The organism is Corynebacterium sp. HMSC05C01 (genome assembly GCF_001807155.1).
Classification (GTDB): domain Bacteria; phylum Actinomycetota; class Actinomycetes; order Mycobacteriales; family Mycobacteriaceae; genus Corynebacterium; species Corynebacterium coyleae.
The window spans coordinates 120,506-141,247 of the sequence record NZ_KV787969.1; the positions used below are offsets into that span (position 1 = coordinate 120,506).

At 63.4% G+C, this 20,742-nt stretch carries 23 protein-coding genes; 13 read left to right on the top strand and 10 right to left on the bottom strand.

Going from position 1 to position 20,742, the window contains the following annotated elements:
* Window positions 1–20: 20 nt before the first annotated feature.
* Entirely contained in the window at window positions 21–1,502 is a 1,482-nt protein-coding gene (gene gatA / locus HMPREF3145_RS09515) for an Asp-tRNA(Asn)/Glu-tRNA(Gln) amidotransferase subunit GatA (RefSeq protein ID WP_070422993.1), read from the bottom strand.
* A 3-nt stretch (window positions 1,503–1,505) separates the two neighbouring features.
* The gene (gene gatC / locus HMPREF3145_RS09520; RefSeq protein ID WP_070422994.1) at window positions 1,506–1,805 is read right to left on the bottom strand and encodes an Asp-tRNA(Asn)/Glu-tRNA(Gln) amidotransferase subunit GatC; all 300 of its coding nucleotides are present in this window, start codon (window positions 1,803–1,805) and stop codon (window positions 1,506–1,508) included.
* A 101-nt stretch (window positions 1,806–1,906) separates the two neighbouring features.
* Here gatC and HMPREF3145_RS09525 point away from each other — a divergent pair, with 101 nt between their 5' ends.
* Window positions 1,907–2,572 (top strand): ACT domain-containing protein, encoded by a 666-nt coding sequence (locus HMPREF3145_RS09525; RefSeq protein ID WP_070422995.1) that lies wholly within the window; start codon window positions 1,907–1,909, stop codon window positions 2,570–2,572.
* Between the two features lie 42 nt (window positions 2,573–2,614).
* Here the strand turns inward: HMPREF3145_RS09525 and ligA are convergent, their stop codons facing one another.
* Window positions 2,615–4,642, bottom strand: coding sequence for an NAD-dependent DNA ligase LigA (ligA, locus tag HMPREF3145_RS09530; protein WP_070422996.1), 2,028 nt, complete (start codon window positions 4,640–4,642; stop codon window positions 2,615–2,617).
* A gap of 127 nt (window positions 4,643–4,769) precedes the next feature.
* Between ligA and HMPREF3145_RS11880 the strand changes: the two genes are divergently transcribed.
* From HMPREF3145_RS11880 to HMPREF3145_RS09540, 3 genes are read left to right on the top strand one after another with little or no spacing between them, the layout of a single operon-like run.
* Entirely contained in the window at window positions 4,770–4,934 is a 165-nt protein-coding gene (locus HMPREF3145_RS11880; RefSeq protein WP_167594517.1) for a hypothetical protein, read from the top strand.
* A complete protein-coding gene (locus HMPREF3145_RS09535) occupies window positions 4,925–5,545 on the top strand; it encodes a Fic family protein (RefSeq protein WP_070422997.1) in 621 nt (206 codons plus the stop codon). Before HMPREF3145_RS11880 ends, HMPREF3145_RS09535 begins: the two co-directional genes overlap by 10 nt.
* 45 nt (window positions 5,546–5,590) lie before the next feature.
* Complete coding sequence (locus tag HMPREF3145_RS09540) at window positions 5,591–6,265, top strand: 3'-5' exonuclease (protein WP_070423028.1); 675 nt, start codon at window positions 5,591–5,593, stop codon at window positions 6,263–6,265.
* Window positions 6,266–6,269: 4 nt separating this feature from the next.
* Here the strand turns inward: HMPREF3145_RS09540 and HMPREF3145_RS09545 are convergent, their stop codons facing one another.
* Together HMPREF3145_RS09545 and HMPREF3145_RS09550 are read right to left on the bottom strand one after the other, a co-directional pair.
* Window positions 6,270–7,130 carry a uroporphyrinogen decarboxylase/cobalamine-independent methonine synthase family protein gene (locus HMPREF3145_RS09545; protein WP_070422998.1) on the bottom strand — a complete coding sequence of 287 codons (861 nt, stop codon included), beginning with the start codon at window positions 7,128–7,130 and terminating at the stop codon, window positions 6,270–6,272.
* A gap of 901 nt (window positions 7,131–8,031) precedes the next feature.
* Window positions 8,032–8,313: a hypothetical protein gene (locus HMPREF3145_RS09550; RefSeq protein WP_141740861.1), complete on the bottom strand. Its 282-nt coding sequence runs from the start codon at window positions 8,311–8,313 to the stop codon at window positions 8,032–8,034.
* A 25-nt stretch (window positions 8,314–8,338) separates the two neighbouring features.
* Between HMPREF3145_RS09550 and HMPREF3145_RS09555 the strand changes: the two genes are divergently transcribed.
* On the top strand, window positions 8,339–8,590 hold the full coding sequence (locus HMPREF3145_RS09555) for a hypothetical protein (RefSeq protein WP_141740862.1): 252 nt from the start codon (window positions 8,339–8,341) through the stop codon (window positions 8,588–8,590).
* Window positions 8,591–8,636: 46 nt separating this feature from the next.
* Here HMPREF3145_RS09555 and mnmA read toward each other — a convergent pair whose 3' ends face one another.
* Window positions 8,637–9,722 (bottom strand): tRNA 2-thiouridine(34) synthase MnmA, encoded by a 1,086-nt coding sequence (mnmA, locus tag HMPREF3145_RS09560; RefSeq protein ID WP_070423029.1) that lies wholly within the window; start codon window positions 9,720–9,722, stop codon window positions 8,637–8,639.
* A gap of 174 nt (window positions 9,723–9,896) precedes the next feature.
* Between mnmA and HMPREF3145_RS09565 the strand changes: the two genes are divergently transcribed.
* Together HMPREF3145_RS09565 and HMPREF3145_RS09570 are read left to right on the top strand one after the other, a co-directional pair.
* Window positions 9,897–12,029 (top strand): heavy metal translocating P-type ATPase, encoded by a 2,133-nt coding sequence (locus HMPREF3145_RS09565; RefSeq protein WP_083279506.1) that lies wholly within the window; start codon window positions 9,897–9,899, stop codon window positions 12,027–12,029.
* Between the two features lie 34 nt (window positions 12,030–12,063).
* The gene (locus tag HMPREF3145_RS09570) at window positions 12,064–12,378 is read left to right on the top strand and encodes a metal-sensitive transcriptional regulator (protein WP_070423030.1); all 315 of its coding nucleotides are present in this window, start codon (window positions 12,064–12,066) and stop codon (window positions 12,376–12,378) included.
* Between the two features lie 37 nt (window positions 12,379–12,415).
* On the opposite strand, the gene HMPREF3145_RS09575 is transcribed toward HMPREF3145_RS09570, so the two are convergent.
* Complete coding sequence (locus HMPREF3145_RS09575; protein WP_070423002.1) at window positions 12,416–13,123, bottom strand: hypothetical protein; 708 nt, start codon at window positions 13,121–13,123, stop codon at window positions 12,416–12,418.
* The gene (locus HMPREF3145_RS09580; RefSeq protein ID WP_070423003.1) at window positions 13,105–13,293 is read right to left on the bottom strand and encodes a hypothetical protein; all 189 of its coding nucleotides are present in this window, start codon (window positions 13,291–13,293) and stop codon (window positions 13,105–13,107) included. Before HMPREF3145_RS09580 ends, HMPREF3145_RS09575 begins: the two co-directional genes overlap by 19 nt.
* Before the next feature lie 139 nt (window positions 13,294–13,432).
* Between HMPREF3145_RS09580 and HMPREF3145_RS09585 the strand changes: the two genes are divergently transcribed.
* From HMPREF3145_RS09585 to HMPREF3145_RS09610, 6 genes are all read left to right on the top strand, one after another.
* A complete protein-coding gene (locus HMPREF3145_RS09585; protein WP_070423004.1) occupies window positions 13,433–14,545 on the top strand; it encodes a sensor histidine kinase in 1,113 nt (370 codons plus the stop codon).
* The gene (locus HMPREF3145_RS09590) at window positions 14,542–15,222 is read left to right on the top strand and encodes a response regulator transcription factor (protein ID WP_070423005.1); all 681 of its coding nucleotides are present in this window, start codon (window positions 14,542–14,544) and stop codon (window positions 15,220–15,222) included. The genes HMPREF3145_RS09585 and HMPREF3145_RS09590 overlap by 4 nt, the downstream gene beginning before the upstream one ends.
* 83 nt (window positions 15,223–15,305) lie before the next feature.
* Window positions 15,306–16,220 carry an ABC transporter ATP-binding protein gene (locus HMPREF3145_RS09595; RefSeq protein WP_070423006.1) on the top strand — a complete coding sequence of 305 codons (915 nt, stop codon included), beginning with the start codon at window positions 15,306–15,308 and terminating at the stop codon, window positions 16,218–16,220.
* Entirely contained in the window at window positions 16,217–16,963 is a 747-nt protein-coding gene (locus tag HMPREF3145_RS09600) for an ABC transporter permease (RefSeq protein ID WP_070423007.1), read from the top strand. Before HMPREF3145_RS09595 ends, HMPREF3145_RS09600 begins: the two co-directional genes overlap by 4 nt.
* A gap of 3 nt (window positions 16,964–16,966) precedes the next feature.
* The gene (locus HMPREF3145_RS09605) at window positions 16,967–17,716 is read left to right on the top strand and encodes an ABC transporter permease (protein ID WP_070423008.1); all 750 of its coding nucleotides are present in this window, start codon (window positions 16,967–16,969) and stop codon (window positions 17,714–17,716) included.
* Between the two features lie 22 nt (window positions 17,717–17,738).
* Window positions 17,739–18,527: a spermidine synthase gene (locus HMPREF3145_RS09610; RefSeq protein WP_070423009.1), complete on the top strand. Its 789-nt coding sequence runs from the start codon at window positions 17,739–17,741 to the stop codon at window positions 18,525–18,527.
* Here the strand turns inward: HMPREF3145_RS09610 and HMPREF3145_RS09615 are convergent.
* Both HMPREF3145_RS09615 and HMPREF3145_RS09620 read right to left on the bottom strand, forming a co-directional pair.
* Window positions 18,524–19,570, bottom strand: coding sequence for a glycoside hydrolase family 25 protein (locus HMPREF3145_RS09615; RefSeq protein ID WP_070423010.1), 1,047 nt, complete (start codon window positions 19,568–19,570; stop codon window positions 18,524–18,526). The genes HMPREF3145_RS09610 and HMPREF3145_RS09615 overlap by 4 nt on opposite strands.
* A 58-nt stretch (window positions 19,571–19,628) precedes the next feature.
* Window positions 19,629–20,738: a cysteine desulfurase family protein gene (locus HMPREF3145_RS09620; protein ID WP_070423011.1), complete on the bottom strand. Its 1,110-nt coding sequence runs from the start codon at window positions 20,736–20,738 to the stop codon at window positions 19,629–19,631.
* Window positions 20,739–20,742: the final 4 nt, after the last annotated feature.

The window sequence follows — 20,742 nt, forward strand, 5'->3', positions numbered from 1 at the left end:
CTGCGAGGGTATTCCAGGGATTAACGGCCGGCTTCAAATGCGGCACCCACGCGGTAGAGCCGTGCGTCCTCGAACGCCGGGGCGATCAACTGCAGACCAACCGGAAGGTCGGTATCGGAGGCGTTGCCCGCCGGAACCGACATGCCCGGCAGACCCGCCAGGTTCAGCGGCAGCGTGAACAGGTCGAAGTTGTACATGGCCAACGGGTCATCGACCTTCTCGCCCAGCTTGAACGCGGTCGACGGCACAGACGGCGCCGCGATGACGTCGCAGCCCTCGAACGCCTTGGCAAAGTCCTGCGCGATCAGGGTGCGCACACGCTGTGCCTGCAGGTAGTAGGCGTCGTAGTAGCCCACCGACAGTGCGTAGGTGCCCAAGATGATGCGACGCTTGACCTCAGCACCGAAGCCTTCGCCACGCGTTGCGGCCATCACCTCTTCTGCGGAGCGGGAGCCGTCGTCGCCGACGCGCAGGCCGTAACGCATGCCGTCGAAACGCGCGAGGTTCGAGCTCACCTCGGACATCTGGATGAGGTAGTACGCGCCCATGACATCGTCGAAGCTCGGGCAGTCGACCTCGACGATCTCTGCGCCCTGGCGCTCGAGCTGTGCGTAGGCGGCGTCGATGGCCTCCTTGACACCTTCCTGGGTGCCGGGGCGCTCGAACTGCTTCACGCGGCCGATCTTGACACCCTTGAGGTCGCCGGACGCACCCTCACGAGCAGCGTCGGCACACGCCGGAACCTCGCGGTCCACGGAGGTAGCGTCGAACTCGTCGTGGCCAGCGATGATCTCGTGCAGCAGCGCAGTATCAAGCACATTGTTCGCGCACGGGCCGACCTGGTCAAGCGAGGACGCACAGGCGATCACGCCGTAGCGCGACACGCCACCGTAGGTCGGCTTCACGCCAACGGTGCCGGTCAGCGATGCCGGCTGGCGGATCGAGCCGCCCGTATCGGTACCGATGCCCAGCGGGGCCTCACCAGACGCAAGCGCTGCAGCGGTGCCACCGCCGGAACCACCCGGGACGCGCTCCAGATCGTGCGGGTTCTTCGTCTGCTTGTACGCGGAGTTCTCCGTGGAAGAGCCCATGGCGAACTCATCCAGGTTGGTCTTGCCCAGAATCGGGATGCCAGCGGCGCGCAGCTTCTTGACCACGGTGGCGTCGTACGGGCTCATGTAGCCCTCAAGCATCTTCGACGCAGCCGTCGTCGGCGCATCCGTGGTCACCAGCAGGTCCTTCAGCGCCAGCGGCACACCAGCAAGCGCCGAGGCCGGCTCCTCGCCGTTCTTTACCTGCTCGTCGACCTTGTCGGCTGCAGCCAGAGCCTCTTCGGCGCCGACGTGCAGGAAGGCTCCCAGCTCGTCGTCAATCTCCGCGATACGGTCCAAAAACGCCTGAGTAACTTCGCGCGAGGTGACCTCACCAGCCTGAATCATCGCTGCAAGTTCGTGCGCTGGCTTTGCGACGAGCCCCTCTGCCGGAATCGTGTACTGCGTCATCGTTTAGTCTCCCTCTCCGAGAATCTGCGGCACCATAAAGCGGTCGTCCTCCACAGCCGGCGCCTGATCTAGCGCCTGCTCCTGCGTCAGCACCTTCTTTTCCACATCGGCGCGCATACCGGCGTCGATGGAGTGCGGGTGGCTCATCGGGGTCACGCCCTCGGTGTCCACGCTTTGCACCTTCGACACTGCTTCCACAATCGTGTCCAGCTGCTGGGCAATCGTGTCCAGCTCCTCGTCTTTCAGCGCAATTCGCGCCAGGCGTGCGATGCGCGACACCTCGTCGCGTGAAATCTCAGCCACAGTCCCATCCCTTCGGCATAACGTGGGTTGCGATTAACGCGCCTTATCTTACGTCACGTCGTGCCACCGCCTCTCCACCCCCAGTTGCTATAAATAAGGCCATGTCGTACCTCATCCGCGTTTCACTCCCCGATGTGCCGGGCAGCCTCGGCCAGCTCGCTGAGGCGTTCGGCATCGTGGAGGCCGACATCAACTCCGTGGACATCGTCGAGTCCTCACTCGACGGCACCGTGACCGACGACATCGTGGTCACCCTGCCCACCGGAGTCATGGTGGACACCCTGATCACCGCCGTCGCATCCGTCGACGGCGCCGAAGTGGACTCGATCCGCCCCTTCACCGGGCGCGTCGACCGCCGCGGACAGATCCAGATGCTCGCCCAGATCGCGGCACATTCCGGCAAACAGGCCGACACGCTCGAAGAGTTGGTCAACGTCATGCCGAAGGCCGTCACCTCCTCCTGGGCGGTGGTGCTGAACAACTCCGACGCCGGTTTGGAGCGCGTCGCTGCCTCCTCCGCCGCGCCCGAGGATGACGGTTCCACCCCGCAGATGCCCGCAATCGAGGGCGCGCGCATCTTGCAGCCCGATTTCGACGAATGGGTGCCAGAGTCTTGGTTCCAGTTGGACACCGCCCTGACCGTGGCACCCCTGCACGGCACCGACCTCGTGCTCGTCGTCGGCCGTGTGGGCGGGCCCGACTTCTTGGCCTCCGAGGTGCGCGAAGTCGGCGATTTGGGCTACATCATCGGCGCGATCCTGAGCTAACCGCTCGCGACTAACGACGAGGCACATTGCCCGGCGCGCAACCTATGCAAGCGCGTCTGGGCCGCCCTCGAGCAGTTGCACGAACTGTTCCTCGGTAAGAATCGGCCTGCCCAGCTCTTCGGCTTTCGCTGCCTTGGAGCCGGCGTTTTCACCGACGACCACATAGTCGGTTTTCTTCGACACCGAGCCTGCCGCTTTGCCACCGCGGGACAAGATTGCTTCCTTGATTTCGTCGCGGGTAAAGCCCTCAAGCGTGCCCGTGGCCACGATGGTCAGCCCCTCCAGGGTCTGCGGGGCGCGTTCCTCTTCGTCGGACTCCATGGTCACGCCGGCGGCCGCCCAGCTATCGACGATCGCCTGGTGCCACTCCACCGTGAACCACTCCTTGAACGACTCCGCAATCACCTCGCCTACGCCGTCGGTTTCTGCCAGGTCTTCCACGGGGGCGTCGATAAGCGCCTGCATCGAGCGGAAGCGCGACGCGAGCGCGCGAGCCGCGGTGGGGCCGACATGGCGGATGGATAGCGCCACGATCACGCGCCACAGGTCGGCGTGCCGCGCGGTTTCCAGGTTGGCCAGGAGCTTCTTGCCGGAGGCGTTGACCTCGCCGTCCTTGCGGGTGTACACGCTGGACTTTTTCAGGTCCTCCTCGGTGAGGTCGAACAGCTTCGCTTCGTCCTCCAGCACCCCGGAGGCAATGAGGTCGACCGCGCCCTTCTCCCCGAGCGCCTCGATGTCGAAGGCACCGCGCGAGGCGATGTACTCCAAACGCGTGGCCAGCTGCGCCGGGCAGGAGCGGGTGTTCGGGCAGCGCCAGTCTGCATCACCCTCCTTCGCGGGGGCGAGCTTCGTGCCGCAGGCCGGGCAGTTTTCGGGGTAGACGAACTCGCGCTCGGTGCCGTCGCGAAGATCCGCAACCGGGCCTAGTACCTCCGGGATGATTTCGCCGGCCTTGCGCACCACCACGGTGTCGCCGATCATCACGCCCTTGCGCTTAACTTCGTGCTGGTTGTGCAGGGTTGCCATGGACACCGTCGAGCCTGAGACGAACACCGGCTCCAGCACCGCGTACGGCGTCGCGCGGCCCGTGCGCCCGACGGAGACCTCAATGTCGAGCAGTTTCGTGGTCACCTCCTGCGGCGGATACTTGTAGGCAATCGCCCAGCGCGGCGCGCGCGACGTCGCGCCAAGACCGCGCTGTTCAGCGACAGAATCCACCTTGACCACAAGCCCATCCATCTCGTGGATCGCATCATTGCGGTGCTCGCCCCAGTACTTCACGGCCTTGAGCACATCGTCCGCAGTCTCTGCCCGGCGCGTGTACTCGGAGACCGGCAGGCCCCACTCGGCGAGTTTCTCGTACGCCTCGTGCTGGGTCGCCGGATTGAAGCCTTCGCGCGCGCCGATGCCGTGGCAGATCATACGCAGTTTGCGCTTCTTCACGTCCTCCGGATTCTTCTGGCGCAGGCCGCCGGCTGCCGTGTTGCGGGGGTTGGCGAATGGTTTGCCGCCTTCCTTTTGGCGCAACTCATTGAGTTCCGGGAAGTCCTCAGGGCGGATGAATACCTCGCCGCGGACCTCGAGGAACGCGGGTGCGTCGCCAGTGAGTTTGTGCGGGATGTCCTCGATGACGCGCGCGTTGGCGGTGATGTCCTCGCCGGTGGTGCCATCGCCACGCGTAGCTGCGCGGGTCAGTTCCCCGTTTTCGTAGATCAGGTCGATGGACAGCCCGTCGATCTTCAACTCCGTCAGGTACGGCCCCGGGGTCTTGTCCAGCCACTCGCGCATCTCATCTTCGGAGAACACGTTGTCCAGGCTCATCATGCGCTCGGGGTGTGTCACGTCCGCGAACGCGGAATCGGCCGTCGGCGCACCGACCTGCTTGGTCGGCGAATCCGGCACCGCCAACTCCGGGTGTTCCTCCTCCATCTTCTGGAGGCGGCGGAACATCTCGTCGAACTCGGCGTCGGTAATCACCGGCTGGCCGTTGTAGTACAGGTCGCGGTGCTTGCGGACCTCTGCGGCTAGTTCGTCCCATTCACGGTGCAGATCAGCGGAAATTTCACTCACGAGGAGCCAGTGTAGGTGTTAGAACAATCATCCTGTCGCTTGCAGCAGGCCTCCCAAGTTCACCAGGCTGTATTCCGCAAGGCACTCGATCTGCTACTACAATGCGCTAGAAGAAGGGAGGCACACCATGACAGCAACACACGCGCAATGCTTTGAAGCATCCGGGGCATCGATCCGCGCTGCACGTGCCTCGATGGCACTTGAGAGCCGTGCCGTTCCTGAGACCTACGAACCGTCCGAGCTTGAACAGCAAATCCTCTCACGGCTTTTCGAGGAACGCGGATGGGGTTAGACCCCGGCTACGGCGAAACCCCGCTCGACGGAGATGAGATGAGTGCGCTCGAACCGGCGCTGCTCGAACATTTTGACCGTATCCCTGACAAGCTCACAATTCATAGCCTCGAACAGCAGACCCTTGCAGTTACTCGTGCGAGGGTTCTCGAGGACATCGACAATTCGGAACTTCATCTCGACGAGATACTGACAACATCGTTCCTTGTCGAGCTTCACCGGTGGTTATTCGACGGCATCTGGACCTGGTCTGGAGCGTTCCGTCGCACTGGGCTCAATATCGGTGTGGATCCGCAATTCATTTCCACTGAGTTACATGCTTCCTTTGGCAATCTTGGTTATCAAGCAGAGGCTTCGTTACTCACCGCCAGACAGTTGGGTATTGCTACCCACGCTGAGCTAGTTCGTATCCATCCGTTCACCGACGGTAACGGCCGAGTCACCCGTCTCATGGCTGATCTCGTATTTGCTGCGTCACAGGGTCTTCCCCATACTTATGAATACGACTGGGACCTGGATAAGAGCGTGTACATCGACCTGTTGCGCACTTATGACCTCAATCGAGATCCAACTCCGCTCTCCAGCTTTATCGGAGTCCGCAAGCTCGGTTAACGACTTTGGATCACTCGTGTCGGCGCGCTCGTTACAATGACCGGCATGGCCACATTCGATGCCTCCCGCATGCTCTCCTTCGACCTGGAGACCACCTCCGCTAACCCGCGCGAGGCTCGCGTGGTCACGTCTGCGCTAGTGCGTATCGACGACGGCGTGGTCGACGCCAACGAAACCCTCGCCGACCCCGGGATTGAAATCCCCGAAGAAGCCGCCAAGGTGCACGGCATTACGACGGAGAAAGCGCGTGCGGAGGGTCGCGACCACGACGAGGTGGTGCGCGAGACGGTCGAGGCAATCAAGAAGGGCTGGGAAGACGGCCTGACACTCGTGGTGTTCAACGCCCCCTACGACCTGACGGTGCTGCGCAACCTCACCGGTGATTTCACCGTCACCGGCCCTGTGTTCGACCCGCTGGTGGTCGACCGGGCGAAGGACCGCTACCGCAAGGGCCCACGGAACCTGACTGCGATGTGTGAGCACTACGGGGTGCGCATCGACAACGCCCACGAGGCGACCGCCGACGCGTTCGCCGCCGCACGTGTGGCGTGGATGCAGGTGCGCAAGGCCTACCCAGACCTGGCCGAGATGGAGTCCGGCGACCTCATGGAGTGGCAGGCCGTGGAGTACTTCCGCATGCAGACCGACCGCAAGAAGTACTTTGAGGCCAACGGGCGCGACGCCTCCGGCGTGCTCACCGCCTGGCCGATGCAGGGTTAGGGCGCTACTGCTGGCTTGCGAGTTCTTCGTGCATTTCGCGGGCGGCAGCGTAATTCCGCGCGCACGCAAGCAGCGTGTCTGCCGGCTCGGCGTACACATCGATCTGGGTCTGTGCCGGGTCGATCTGTAACTCGTCGAACACACGGTAGAGCTCGCGTGGCTGCATGGTCGGGATCGCAATGCGAGCACCCGTATCCAGCAATCGTGCCAGCGCGTCGCGGTTGCAGGTGCGGGGGTCGATGGTCTGCCACGGGGTGTCGTCGATAAGCATGGGCGTGTGCAACAGGTGCTCGCCGAAGCGGTGCAGGGTCTCCTGTGGCTCCGGGATCGCCGCGATGGTTTCGTAGTCGGTCGCGCCTTTGAGCGTGCCGGCCATGACGTCGCCGAGGCACGGCTCGTCGAGTTGGAGCACCGTGGCGCCGAAGCGCGTTTTGATGTCGCGCACGTGGTCCGCGCTCGCCTGCAGGAGCGCGTCGGTGATATCGCGTAGCGCGCCGGGGTCGGTGATCATGCGGTGGCCGTTGGGCATCTCCACCTCAGCGGCAAGCGTGAACGGGCCGGCGAGCTGGACTTTGACGGCGTCCGTCTTGCCGTGCCAGAGCGCTTCGAGGTGGTCGAGGTCGCGGGCCATGCGGTCGGCGTCGGCACGCTTTCTGGCAGCCACGCGCCAGCCGCGCGGGCCTGGAGCGATCGGGATCTCGAGCAGCGCGGCGGTGCGGCCGACGAGGTCGAAGCCGGCGCCGCGATCTGGCAGTTGCGGGATGTGTGGCAGCGGCGACTCGGAAAGCACCACGTCCGCGGCTTGCGCGAGGTCGGTGCCGGGCAGGGGCCCGAGGCCGAACGCGGTGGTAGGAAGTGTTGTCACGGCGCTGATGTTACGCGGTAGCGCCTAGGCACTGCTCAACGCATAGCCTGACACGTCCCTGCTGCGCTACTTCTTTTGTCGCCCGATCGCGCCTTCGTCTGCTCCCACGCCCCGCCAACCGCTTTCTAGACCTGCCGGCCTTTTGCATAATGGCACAAAAGGGCAGGTGGATCCTGTCGGAGATAGACCACGCCTCCCGGCTCAAACCGCGACCATTCCAGTTTTGGAGTAAGCGTCCGACATTTTATCGCGCTCGATTAAGTATTCGGTCTGAGTGCAGTCTTGACCAACGTAGTGGAACTCGAGGGTGTGTGCCCTCAATGGCGTTCTATCTTTCGTCCGGAGTCTTGCCCTCGGCACTGGTCTCAAGGCCACTGTTGAGGTATAGAAACGCTGTGGAATGCCCCCGTGGAACGTTCGGCGACTTCCCAAACCCTTGAAGTAGATAACCTCCGAGGAGGGCGAGACGTCTATTGTCGGCAGTTGGACAAACGCGTTGTTCTACTCGGAGCCCCACGTAAAAAGAATGGTGTCTTCCCTGCTAAAGAAGATGGACTGCAGCTCCAGGGTAGAGCTCATAGCGCTCTCATTCTGAACGGCCTATGCAGTTGGCGGGCCCACGCCGCTTAGTGCTCGAGTGGGCCCACCAACCTTTCATAGTGCGAGTGCTTTGCACCCCACCTTGATTCAATCCTGGCACTCAGCGCTAGGACCATCCCCGAGAAAAGTTATACACAATTCGACGGGCTGCCTGCCACCCGGATTTTGTCAGAGCTACACCTGCGATAAGCCCAGCGATGCCTCCAAAGAATACAGAAGGGAACCAAGGCATATCAGTGTAAAAACGAAATATGCCAAGTGCCACTAAAAATCCGCAAATCGTTACCAATGAGCGCATGTTTTACCACCCTATGTAGGTTGAAAAGACGCCACCTGCACTGGCAATGCAGCTGATCGCAAGTCCTGGTCCAATTTTCTTAGCGAGGAACTTTACCAAGCCCCAGTAGGAAACCCTCTTCTCTGGAATTTCCATGATTGTATCGTAACCGATTACGCCACCAGCACAACCGGCAATGGTTGCGGCAGCTGCGCTAAGAACTCCCTTATCGTTTTGGTCCTCTGCCGCCATAGTCTGGACTGGTACTGTATTCAGCTCGGCATCCATCTTCTTTGCTGAAGACAAGACTGTTTTCCGACCATTGGAGTCAATGGCTACCGCGTCACCATTAGCGTTGAACCCGTACTCAACTGTTCCCGCAGGCAAGACAATGACGGTGGCGCAGATGCGCGACTATATTGACACCCACATCGACTTCTACCTCCACAGACGATTGAAGTCGACACTCGGCGACGGCTACACCACCATCGCCGAACACCGACAAGCACTGAGTGCAGAACAACGAGACAAAGTCCCCCACATGCACTCCAACAGCTTGTCCGCATCTCCTTTTCGGCTATAAACGAGGTGCGACTAACGAGGTTTGCAGGACCCGGTGGGCCAGAACTCTACCCAGTGGCGCAAATCGTGCCGGAGCCAAGCACGATGTCGCCCAGTCCGTCCGGGTCCGGCAGGTACAGCACCGCCGCCTGGCCGCGGGCGACGCCCTCGAGAGGCTCGTGGAGGGCAAGCGTCATCTGGTCGCCCTCGATACGCGCAGTGCACGGCACAACGCCACCGTGGGCGCGGATCTGCACGTTCGCCTCAAACTCGCCTGCGTCGGACATCGCCGGGTGCAGCACCTTTAAGCGGTCGGCGGTGATCTCCGTGACACGCAGCGCGTCGCGCGGGCCGACGGTCACGGTTCCGGTGGCCGTGTCCACATCGGTGACGTAGCGCGGCTTGCCGTCAGCGGCAGGCACGCGGAGGTTCAACCCCTTGCGCTGGCCGATCGTGTACTGAAACGCGCCGTCGTGCTCGGCGAGCTCGTTGCCCTCGGTGTCCCGGATCATGCCGGGGCGCATGCCGATTGAGCGGCCCAAAAACGCCTGGGTGTTGCCGTCGGGGATGAAGCAAATGTCGTAAGAATCCGGCTTGGACGCGGTGGCAAACCCGTGGCGGGCGGCCTCCTCACGGATCTGGGGCTTCTCCGTATCGCCGACCGGGAAGATGCAGCGGTCCAACTCGTCGCGAGTAAGCACGCCGAGCACGTACGACTGGTCTTTGTTCGGGTCGGTGGAACGGCGCAGGTTGCCGGCGTCGTCGATAATTGCGTAATGCCCTGTTGCAATCGCATCGAAACCGAGCGTCACCGCGCGGTCCAGCAGGGCTGCGAACTTGATCTTCTCGTTGCAGCGCAGGCACGGATTCGGGGTTTCGCCGTGCTCATACGACCACACGAAGTTGTCGATGACCTCTTCTTTGAACCGGTCGGAGAAATCCCACACGTAAAACGGGATGCCCAACTTGTCGCACACGCGGCGCGCGTCGGCGGAATCCTCGAGCGAACAACACCCGCGGGCGGATTCGCGCGTTTGCTGCGCGTCTTTGCTCAATGCAAGGTGCACGCCGACAACATCGTGGCCGGCCTCCACAAGACGCGCCGCCGCGACTGAAGAGTCGACTCCCCCGCTCATCGCCGCTAATACTCGCATGTCGGCGCAGTGTAGTCCCGTGCCCACGAAAGGTGAAACGTCCGGCTGCATGCATCGAGACCACCATCTGGACATATACCCCCATGGGGTATTAGCGTGGGACACGATCGCCGCGCTAGCCCCCGGCGCGGCCGAACCGATCACAACCATGAACTGCAACGAAAGGACAGAACCATGAACGACAGGCACGCCCACTCCGGCACCGGACCCGGTGGGCACGCCAGCCATCATGAGCATGACGCTCACGAGGCCCATTCCCGTCACGGCAGTACCGAGCACGCGGGCCACGGAGAACATGGAGGCCATGACCACGCAGGCCACGGCGATCACGTAGCCCAGTTCCGCAGGCTCTTCTGGATCATGCTGGTTCTCGCGATCCCGGTCGTCGGATTTAACGAAACCTTCGCCCATCTCATCGGCTACCAGCTGCCTGACGCGGAATGGGTCCGGTGGATCTCGCCGCTTTTGGGCACGGTCATTTATTTCTGGGGAGGTCGCCCGTTCTTGACGGGTGCTGTCTCAGAGATCCGCTCCCGCAAACCCGGCATGATGCTGCTGATCGCCCTCGCGATCACGGTCGCCTTCGTCTCCTCTTGGGGTGCGAGCCTGAACTTGCTAGACCGCGGGCTGAATTTCTGGTGGGAACTGGCGCTGCTGGTGGTCATCATGCTGCTGGGGCACTGGATCGAGATGCGCTCCCTCGCCCAGACCACCTCGGCCCTGGATTCGCTCGCCGCACTTCTGCCCGACGAGGCCGAGAAGATCGACGGCGACGAAGTGGTGAAGGTCACCCCGGCGGATCTTGAGGTCGGCGATGTCGTGATCGTGCGACCCGGCGCGTCCGTGCCTGCTGACGGCACAATTGTCGACGGCAGCGCCAGCATGGACGAGTCGATGGTCACCGGTGAATCAAAAACGGTGCGCCGCGGTGAAGGCGAGCACGTGGTCGCTGGCACCATCGCGACAGACTCGGGCCTGCGCATCAAGGTCACGGCCACGGGTGACGACACCGCGTTGGCCGGCATTCAAAAGCTCGTCACCGATGCGCAAGAATCGTCATCGCGGGCGCAGCGCCTCGCAGACAAGGCCGCCGCGTGGTTGTTCTGGTTCACCCTCGGCGCCGCCATTCTGACCGCCGTGGTCTGGACCGTCGTCGGTGTGTCAAATGAAGCGGTAGTGCGCACTATCACGGTGCTCGTCATCGCCTGCCCCCACGCCCTAGGCCTTGCGATCCCGCTGGTCGTCTCGATCGCGACCGAGCGCGCCGCCCGTGGCGGGGTGCTGATCAAGGATCGGCTCGCGCTCGAATCGATGCGCACCGTCGACGCAGTACTGTTCGACAAGACTGGCACCCTCACCAAAGGTGAGCCCACCGTCACCGCGATCGAACCCGCCGGCGGGCGTGATAAAGAAGACGTGCTTGCCCTGGCAGCGGCCGCCGAAGCAGACAGCGAACACCCGCTCGCCCGCGCCATCACCGGGGCTGCTCAGGCCCGTGGCGTAGCCGTCCCGCAGGCAATCGACTTTTCTTCGTCCCCAGCAGTGGGCGTGAAGGCAACTGTTGACGGTGAGGTAATCGAGGTCGGTGGCCCCTACCTGCTTGAGCAGCATTCCGCCGGGGAGCTCCCGGTCGCCGACGAGTGGCGAAAGGAGGGCGCGATCATTCTCCACGTCCTCGCCGACGGCGAGGTGATCGGAGCACTCCGGCTTGCCGACGAAATCCGCCCCGAATCCCGCGACGCCGTCGACGCACTGCACTCTGCGGGCGCCCAAGTCGTCATGATCACCGGCGATGCGCAGGCCGTCGCGGACACCGTAGCCAGGGACCTGGGCATTGACCGGGTCTTCGCAGGTGTGCGTCCCGAGCACAAGGCCGCGAAAGTCAAGGAACTACAAGCCGAGGGCCACAGGGTCGCGATGGTCGGTGACGGTGTCAACGACGCCCCCGCGCTGGCCCAGGCCGATGTCGGCATCGCGATCGGTGCCGGCACAGACGTGGCCATCGGCTCGGCGGGTGTCGTCCTGGCAAGCTCCGACCCGCGGTCGGTGCTTTCGGTCATCGAGCTCTCCCGTGCGACCTACCGGAAGATGAAGCAGAACCTGTGGTGGGCGGCCGGCTACAACCTGCTGTCCGTTCCGCTGGCTGCCGGTATCCTTGCACCAATCGGGTTCGTGATGCCGATGAGCGTCGGCGCAATCCTGATGTCGGCCTCAACCGTCGTCGTGGCTCTGAATGCGCAGCTGCTCCGCCGCCTCGATCTCACCCCACAGAGCAGCACCGACCGGATACTTAACCGGTCCAAGTGACCCGACACCGTGCACACCATCCAGGAGACCAATGATGAACACCCCCACCCCCGCTTCCGGGAACTCGGCCAACCACGGCTACATCAGCGAGAAAGACCGCTACCTCGCTCGGCTCAAACGCATCGAGGGGCAGACCCGCGGTATTCACCGCATGATCGACGAAAACGCCTACTGCATTGACATCCTCACCCAGATCAGTGCGGTCAACGCGGCGCTGAAGGGCGTAGCACTGGGTTTGCTGGACGACCACTTGAAGCACTGTGTAGCCGATGCGATCAGCGACGGGCAGGAAGCCGACGCCAAGATCGAAGAAGCGTCAGCAGCTATCGCTCGACTGGTGAAATCCTAGACAACCGTGGGAGGACTCGTGCGTCTGTTGCGGGTCCCTACTCAGCGAGAGGTGAAACGTCGGTCCACCCCGATGGAGGCTGCACATAACATCCGGCGGAGCGTAATACTTCAACTGCCTTTGCGGGGTCCCGCCGGATAACTGCCTCAGTTTGCATTTCAATGAATCGTCTACGCCCCTCCTCCACGCGTTCCTCCCACCCCGGCATTGGTTGTGCATCGAATTCTCTAACAACTAACTCCACAACGTCCTCCACCGTGACGCGGAACTGCGGGTCACCGAGGGGAAAGTGAATATTCTGCTGCTGCGCCGCAGCCTCGTAGCGGCCGCTTCTTGCTAGGAGTAACCCCAACGGTACGGATTCCGCGTGAAACTGAAAATGGCTCGGGGGTTTGTTTCTGGCTTCGCGGTCGAACTCGAAGCGAACAATTGGTACGAAACGTTGTGTCGCCTTAAATTCGACCTTTATCGAGCTTTTTTCAACCGCAACCCCACTCCTGGAATTGCTTGGCCGTAGCCGGAAGTCGACAGCTAGGTGTAAACGGTTGCTTCCCGATCTGCCTATGGCGAGTTCCTTCGAGATTTTGAACCACGAGCGAAAGGTCTCTTTGGAGGTTTCGAAAGTCTCTAGCGCGGTGGTACCTACTAATGTGTTTTCGAGCAGATCCTGTATTTCACCAACGAACGTCGTTGCGTGTTCTATCCAGGCGTGCTCAGACAAAACATCTACCCGTTGAGCATCCACGACAACGCTTCGTAACGTTCTAACAGGCGTTCTTCTTCAAACTTCAGGGCACCGGCCTCGCGAAGCCGACGCAAGACATCGACGTTGTACGGTTGCATCTCTTCTTCGATGTTGGCCAATTCCCGGATGATCTCGTCGTTCGAGAGCATCCGGGTAACCGGAGTCGACATTTGCCCCTCCTTCTGCGTAGATACCTTGGACATCGATCCCCTGGATCAGTACTAGCGATCGTAGCGCAAGACCTTCATTCTTAAACGTCATACCGCAGTACGACGCGGCTGCACGCGGCGGCAAGTAGCGTGGACGGCCATGAACTTTTCCACTACCCGCGCAGTGCGGATCCGCAATGCGAGCATGGCAGCGTTCATGCTGGTCCCCTGCCTAGTTGGGCTGCTGCCGGATTCGCGACAGTTGGTCGTCGGGCTCGCACTGCTGGCCTGCGCCGTTGCGGCCCCGTTTACCCGCTGGCGCTGGCCACTGGAAACGTTCGCTGCGATCCTTACGGTGCTCATTCCCGCGGCGTTCTGCAACTCGCTCCCCGTCGGCACAATCGCCGTGGCGCCGTTCGCCGCGTACGTCGCCAGGCGCCACCTGCCTGCCCCGCACCGCGACTTCGCCACGGCTGCACTGTTGCTTGGCGACGCCGCAGCCACCGCGTTCATCATCCCCGCGCTCACCGCGCTCGAGCCTGTCGACCGGCTCCCCTACGTCTTCTGGAGCATCATTCTGCTGACCGTGGCGTTACTCTTCGGCGAGCTGCGACGCCGAGCCGACGAAAGTGCGGAGCAGGAGCTGGCGCGTCAGCGCGCTGAGTTCGAACGCGCAGCCCAGGAGCAGCGCGCCCACTTGGCGCGAGAAATCCACGACATTGTCACCCACTCGCTGACCGTCATTGTTGCGCAGGCCGACGGCGCGCGCTTCGCCGCCACCCCGGAGTCGAAGGACGAGGCGCTGCGCACCATCGGCAACGTCGGCCGCGACTCGCTGCGCCAGATGCGCGGCGTGGTGGAGCTGCTGCGCGACCCTGAACAGCGCCCCCTTGAACCAACAACGCAACTGGACATCGACGGCCTGGTCGCCACCAGCCGCGCAGGTGGGCTTAACGTCGCATACACCGCCGAGGGCACCCCTCCCGAGCACCTGGCCCCGGCCACCGCGCTTACCGTCCAGCGCATCGTGCAGGAGTCCCTGACCAACGCCATGAAGCACGGCACCGGTCACGCCGAGCTCGCGGTGCGCTGGGGCGCAGATACCGTCGTGGTAGAAATGACGAACCCGGTCACTCCCGGCGCGACCACTCGTCCGGGCCACGGAGTGGAGGGCATGCGGCAGCGCGCGGCGCTTTCCGGCGGCACGGTGACCGCATCCGCCACCCCCGCCGGCACCTGGACCACAACGGCAAGGATCCCACTCACCCCATGATCACTCTCGGACTCGCTGACGACCAAGCGCTTTTCCTCCACGGCATCCGCAACGTGCTGGACTCCCAGCCGGACATGGAGGTCCGCTGGCTCGCCGCGAACGGCGAGGAGGCAGTGCAGGCGTGCGACAGCGATCCGGTGGGCATTGTGCTTATGGACGTGCAAATGCCCGTCCTCGACGGCATCGCCGCCACCCGGCGTATCACCCAGCACCATCCGGACACCAAGGTGATCGTGCTGACCACGTTCGACGACGAGGACTACGTGCTCGGCGGGATCGGCGCGGGCGCGAGCGGGTTCCTGCTCAAGGACGCGGAACCGGAGGTGCTGCTAGACGCGATCCGCACGGTTGCAGGCGGTGACGCGGTGATTTCGCCGAGGGCGACGAACCGGATCGTCGCAAAGCTTGCTGCTCCGACAGAGAAGGCTGTGGCCCTGTCCGCCGCCGACCGCCTCGCGCTGGGTGAGCTCACCGAACGCGAGCGCGAAGTACTCATCGCGATTGCCCGCGGCTGGAGCAACGGCGAGATCGCGGAGCGGATGTTCATCTCCATGCCCACGGTGAAAACTCACGTGGGCCGGGTGCTGGCGAAGACACAGTCGCGCGACCGGGTGCACGCTGCCCTTTTCGCGTACCGGACCGGGTTGGTCTCGCGCGCGGATCTGTTGGATTCCTAAGCCGCGTCATACCTGGGTATCACGCCCAAAATCATGCCCTGTGCCGACGCGGAAGGCCCGTGTCATGCGCGAACCTTGAGCGCATGGAAACACCGATGATTCAGACCTACGGTCTGACCAAAACCTACGGACACACAGACGTCGTCCACAACCTCGACCTCAGGGTCGCCCCTGGCGTGGTGCACGGCCTGCTCGGCCCGAACGGCTCCGGCAAATCCACCACGATGAAGATGCTGCTCGGCCTCATCGCCCCCACGCACGGCGACATCAGCGTGCTCGGACACCCCATGACGCGAGCGAACCGCGCGCATGTCCTTGCCGGTGTCGGCTCGCTCATCGAAGCCCCCGCCGCTTACCCACACCTCACGGGTGGTGAAAACATGCGTATTGTCACGCGTCTGCTCGGCGCCGATCCCGAAGCGGTGCGCCGCGCGGTGTCGCTGGTGCGCCTCGAGGGTCAGATGGACAAACTGGTGAAAAACTATTCGCTGGGTATGAAGCAGCGCCTCGGCATCGCGATGGCACTCGCACGCGACCCACAATTACTTATTCTCGACGAGCCCACCAACGGCCTCGACCCCGCCGGCATTGAGGAGATCCGCGAACTCATCATCAGCCTCGCCCGCGACCAGGGCCGCACAGTGCTGGTGTCGAGCCACCTGTTGTCAGAGATCGAGAAGATGGCGACCGACTTGACCATCATCAACCACGGCAAGCTCGTGTTCCAGGGCTCCCAAGACGAGCTGTACAGCGCGCAACTGCCGGATGTGTTCATCCAGACGCCGGATGCTGCAACTGCGGTCTCGGTCCTTCGCGCGCTGCAACCGAAACGGGTCGAGGGTGGCGTGGAGCTTTCCGGGCTTGACGACGACCACCTCGCCCACACCATCGCCCTCCTGGTTACACACGGCGTACCGCTACACCAGGTCCTGCGCAAGCGCCGCAGCCTCGAGGACATCTTCATCGGCTTGACCAACGACGAGGTGGCAGGCGCATGATGGTGGAATTCGCCAAACTCAAACGCACCAAAATCGTGTGGCTGAGCCTGCTCATGACGGTGGGGATCGTCCTATTCGCCAACATGAGTCTCTTCGCAGGCGACAACGCCGCCGCATTCCAGGCCAACCCAGATACCGCATGGGCGGGACATCTCATCGGAATCGCCATGGCGCTGGCGTTTCTGACCCCGTTGCAGTTGGCACTGGTGGCCAGCCGCATCGTGGATACGGAGCACATCAGTGGCGGGTGGCGGCTCAACGCCATCGCAGGAACTCGGCCCGGGGCGCTGCTTCTTCGAAAGTTAGGTGTTGCGACGGTGGTAGTTGTCGTCGCAAAGTGTATTGAGTTCTCTGGGGCCATAGCGCTGCCCCTCGCGATGGGCGCGCCTGCACCGCGCGGAGCGATGCTGGAGACATGGCTGCGCTTCGGTCTCGGTGTCGCGGGCACCACACTTGCGCTCCTCGCTGTGATGCTCTTGCTCGCCGCGCTTGTCGAGTCGCAACTTGTCGTGCTCGCAGTCGGGGTCGTCGGCGGGTTCTTTGGCATCGCATCACTGCTGTCCCCACCGTGGCTGGCTGCAGTCAATCCCTTCGGGTACATCGCTGTGATCCTCCCGTTCGGATTCACTGAAGCAGGGGTCACCCCGTCGCAGCCCGGCTGGGTGCTGTGGAGCGGCTACCTCGTCCTCGCCGTAGCGGTCTTGGTCGCCGGTACCAAAGCCCTGGATCGAAAGGAGATCTAGACCATGGACCTAATCCTTAACGACCTGCTCAAGTTTCGACGCTCCCACGTCTGGGCGGTCGCGTTCCTCGTCCCCGTAGTTGCCGTCGCGATCGGCGCCGGCAACTACGCCGCGAACACCGGCACCCTGACCGCCGGTTGGGGTAGCTACTTCTCCCAGGTCATGTTGTTTTATGGGTTGCTGTTCTGTACCGCTGGCATCGCGATCCTCGCCGCAGCCGCCTGGCGAGTCGAGCACCGCGGGCACAACTGGCTCACCATGCTCACCTCGACGCGTTCGGTGGGCAACCTGGTGGCGTCGAAAATCGCCGCAATCGCGGTTACTGTCGCAGCGATGCACGCTGTTCTCATCGGCCTCACGTTGTTCGTCGGTTGGGCATTGGGGATTCCCGGTGCAGTGCCAGGCGAGCTCCTCGTCGCAGCGTTATTGGCCCTGGCACCAGCCGTTGCGGTGGCGTCATGGCAGTCACTGCTGTCTATGGTCATCCGTAGTTTTGCAGCACCCATCGGCATTGCGGTGGTGGTAAGTCTCGTATCGTTTGGCGCACTCGCGGCTGGGGTGCCTGGCGTGCGGTTCATCGTGGCGCCTGCGTTGTTGTCGCACACGCTGTGGCTGGGCAGTTCCGCCGTCGCTGCTGCTGGAGCGCTCGGCACTGGCACCGTCACGGGTGTTCTCGCCGCCTCCGCAGCGTTGACCGTGGCTGGCTGGGCGGTTGCTGTGGCCTACCTACGGCGTACCGACGCGCGGATCTAGGCACCGGGTACGCTCACCAGCCATGGCCGCCAAAAGTGAGTTTTATGAAATCGATACCGGTGTCGCGGAGGTGCTCCACGAGCCGGACGGGTCGATGGTGTTGCTGGTCAACGGGGTGCCCAGTTCCCACATCGTGCCTGGCGACCCGCAGCGCCTCGATTTTGAGTACATGCGCTGGATGGCGGACTTTTTGGATACCCACTACCCCGACGAGGCGAAGCCGAAGTCCCGGCTGACACACCTGGGCGGCGGCGCGTGCACGCTGGCGCGCTACTTCGCAAGCGCGTGGAAAGGCTCGCGCAACACGGTGGTGGAGATCGATTCCGAACTGGCGGTGCTCGCACGCGAACTCTTCGACATCCCGCGTGCCCCGGCCGTGAAGATTCGTGTCGACGACGCCCGCGACGTCACCGACGCTTTCAAGCCCGCCACCCGCGACGTGATCATCCGAGACGTGTTCTCGTCGGCCACCACGCCGCGGAATCTGACGACGGTGGAGTTCTATGCGGCGGTGAGGTCGTCGATAAGCGATCGCGGCTTTTACCTCGCCAACTGCGGCTCCCACGCCGACTTGAAGGAGGCGAAAGAGGAGCTCGCCGGCATGCTGGAGGTGTTCCCGCACGTTGCGGCGATCGCCGACCCGCCGATGTTCAAGGGGCGCCGCTACGGCAACATCGTGCTCATCGGCGCCAACCACCCGATCGAAGCCGGCGACGTGCTCACCCGCGAGCTGCTCAAAGGCGGGGTGCCAGCGCAGTTCAAAGGGCTTGGGTGGGCGCGCCGCTTTGCGACGACCCCACGCCACGACTAGTGCTTCAGCGCGTTATCCAACAAAATCAGCAGGTCGCCGATTTGGTAGTTGCCGACCATCATGTTGCGTAGGTCGTCGATAGGCAGCTCGCCTTGGCCCGCGAGCTGCTGGACCAAGCGCGCGATGTTGTTCGCATCCGTCAGATCAAAGCCTGCGACACGTGCGGCGTCGATGAACTGCTGCACACCAAGACCACCCGCGGCCAGTGCAAGGACTGCGACAACCAACTTCGTGCTGTCCTGCTCAAGCACCTTTAACTCGCCGGAATCAGGCGCCTGGAAACGCTCCAACACGCCACCAGCAGCGTTCAAGTTGCCTGCGGCGAACTGGTTCAACTGACCCGACGTGCCGTTAAACAGGTTCATGTCCACCGGGGTGTTGATGCCGACGACACGGCCGGAGTCGCTGCGCTGCCAAAACGACAACTTGTCCCAACCACCAACCGGCGCCGGGGGCTGATTCTGGTACGCGGCAAGCCACAGCGGGTAGGACGTGAACGCAGAGGTGTCGTTCATGTGCTCGTACCAGAAGTAGCGGTACGTGTAGATCATCGGCTTTTTGCCCGTCTGCGCCTGCACCTCAGACAGGAAGCGCTGCGTCCACGCCGCAAGCTGGACCGGGCCGAGGCCCTCGTCGACCTCAAGGTCGAGCACCGGCGGCAACTGCGTTGCCGGGCCCTGGTTGATCACGGAGGCGAAGTAACGCGCCTGGGTGACCGGGTCCTCGGCGGGGCGCGCGTAGTGGTAGGCGCCGACCTTCAGGCCGGCGTCGGCAGCGGCTTTGGCGTCCTCGTCGTAAAACTCGTTCTTCCAGCCCTCGCCCTCAGATGCCTTGACAAAGGCGAAGTCCTGGCCGCCGATCGTGCCCACCGAGCGCCAGTCGATGGTCGCGCCGCCCGGACGCTGGTGGCCCGCGACATCGACGCCGGAGACCACGCCCGGGATCGACTGGGCGTCGGCTTGCCCGAGCGGCGTGACGGTTGTGGCAAACAGCAGGGCGGCGACAGCGGCTGCTGCGGAACGGATTCGGCGTGACATCTGCATGCGGGCAACACTAGTGCACCCAAATCACACAAATCACATGCGACACGCGCGTTGCCGGTTAGAGCGCGCCAGCTGCCCGCGCCTTTTCCACCACGTCCGGGATCGCGTTGAGGAACGCCTCCACGTCCTGCGCAGTGTTCGTACGCCCGACCGTCACGCGCAACGCCCCCATCGCCTCACGCTCGCTGTAGCCCATCGCCTCGAGCACATGGCTCATGCGCAGCACGCCACTGGCGCACGCCGAGCCCGCCGACACCGAAATGCCCTGCACGTCCAGCAGCATGATCAGCGCGTCCGCGTTCGCGCCGGGGAACATGAAGTGCGCATGGCCCGGCAGCGCGGGCTCTTGCGTTGCGACGACCACCCCATCCACACGTTGCCTCACCCCCTCAATGAGCGCATCCCGCAGGCGCTCAATCTCGGTATGTTCTGCGATCGCCTCCTCGAGCGCCACCGCCGTGGCGGCGGCCGATGCGACGTCGACGGTGCCGGAGCGGATCCCGCGCTCCTGCCCCCCGCCCAGAATCACCGGCTTCGGCGCGGGCGAACGCTTCGCCAGCAGAATGCCGGTGCCGCGCGGGCCGCCAAACTTGTGAGCGCTGGCCGCAAGCGTGGTCGCGCCAAGCGCGTGAAAATCCACCGGCACATGGCCGACCGCCTGCACCGCATCGACGTGCACCGGCGTGCCGACGGCGGTGGCGCGCTCAATCGCCTCACCCACCGGCTGGATCGCGCCGGTTTCGTTGTTCGCCCACATCATCGTCACAACCGCCGCCGGCGTATCCAGCGCACTTAAGTCCGTCACGTGCCCGTCGCGACCCACCGGCAGCCACTCCACATCCGCCCCAGTCTGGCCAAGAGACTTGACTACCTCGAGCACCGCGGGGTGCTCGATAGGCGTGGCAACCACCCGATCCAGCTCGGAAGTCGCAAACAGCCCACGCACCCCAATGTTGTTGGCCTCTGTGCCCGAGCCGGTAAACACCACCTCCACGGGGTCGGCGCCGAGGGCGCCCGCGATGCGCTCGCGGGCGTCGGCAAGCACAGCGTTCGCCTTGCGCCCCGCGGCGTGTTGGCTTCCCGCGTTGAGGGCGCCTGCGTGTTCCACCCACGCGTCGATCGCACTTTGGCGCATCGGAGTTGTAGCAGCGTGATCGAAATAGACCATGCGC

Excerpts from the sequence above, each read along its gene's own strand:
- HMPREF3145_RS09620 (WP_070423011.1), bottom strand. The coding sequence starts at position 20,738 with ATGGTCTATTTCGATCACGCTGCTACAACTCCGATGCGCCAAAGTGCG.
- HMPREF3145_RS11880 (WP_167594517.1), top strand. The coding sequence starts at position 4,770 with ATGACAGCAACACACGCGCAATGCTTTGAAGCATCCGGGGCATCGATC.
- HMPREF3145_RS09555 (WP_141740862.1), top strand. The coding sequence starts at position 8,339 with ATGGCTACCGCGTCACCATTAGCGTTGAACCCGTACTCAACTGTTCCC.
- HMPREF3145_RS09570 (WP_070423030.1), top strand. The coding sequence starts at position 12,064 with ATGAACACCCCCACCCCCGCTTCCGGGAACTCGGCCAACCACGGCTAC.
- HMPREF3145_RS09605 (WP_070423008.1), top strand. The coding sequence starts at position 16,967 with ATGGACCTAATCCTTAACGACCTGCTCAAGTTTCGACGCTCCCACGTC.
- HMPREF3145_RS09580 (WP_070423003.1), bottom strand. The coding sequence starts at position 13,293 with ATGTCGACTCCGGTTACCCGGATGCTCTCGAACGACGAGATCATCCGG.
- mnmA (WP_070423029.1), bottom strand. The coding sequence starts at position 9,722 with ATGCGAGTATTAGCGGCGATGAGCGGGGGAGTCGACTCTTCAGTCGCG.
- HMPREF3145_RS09595 (WP_070423006.1), top strand. The coding sequence starts at position 15,306 with ATGGAAACACCGATGATTCAGACCTACGGTCTGACCAAAACCTACGGA.
- HMPREF3145_RS09610 (WP_070423009.1), top strand. The coding sequence starts at position 17,739 with ATGGCCGCCAAAAGTGAGTTTTATGAAATCGATACCGGTGTCGCGGAG.
- HMPREF3145_RS09615 (WP_070423010.1), bottom strand. The coding sequence starts at position 19,570 with ATGCAGATGTCACGCCGAATCCGTTCCGCAGCAGCCGCTGTCGCCGCC.
- HMPREF3145_RS09525 (WP_070422995.1), top strand. The coding sequence starts at position 1,907 with ATGTCGTACCTCATCCGCGTTTCACTCCCCGATGTGCCGGGCAGCCTC.
- HMPREF3145_RS09535 (WP_070422997.1), top strand. The coding sequence starts at position 4,925 with ATGGGGTTAGACCCCGGCTACGGCGAAACCCCGCTCGACGGAGATGAG.
- HMPREF3145_RS09540 (WP_070423028.1), top strand. The coding sequence starts at position 5,591 with ATGGCCACATTCGATGCCTCCCGCATGCTCTCCTTCGACCTGGAGACC.
- HMPREF3145_RS09585 (WP_070423004.1), top strand. The coding sequence starts at position 13,433 with ATGAACTTTTCCACTACCCGCGCAGTGCGGATCCGCAATGCGAGCATG.
- HMPREF3145_RS09590 (WP_070423005.1), top strand. The coding sequence starts at position 14,542 with ATGATCACTCTCGGACTCGCTGACGACCAAGCGCTTTTCCTCCACGGC.
- gatA (WP_070422993.1), bottom strand. The coding sequence starts at position 1,502 with ATGACGCAGTACACGATTCCGGCAGAGGGGCTCGTCGCAAAGCCAGCG.
- HMPREF3145_RS09600 (WP_070423007.1), top strand. The coding sequence starts at position 16,217 with ATGATGGTGGAATTCGCCAAACTCAAACGCACCAAAATCGTGTGGCTG.
- HMPREF3145_RS09565 (WP_083279506.1), top strand. The coding sequence starts at position 9,897 with ATGAACGACAGGCACGCCCACTCCGGCACCGGACCCGGTGGGCACGCC.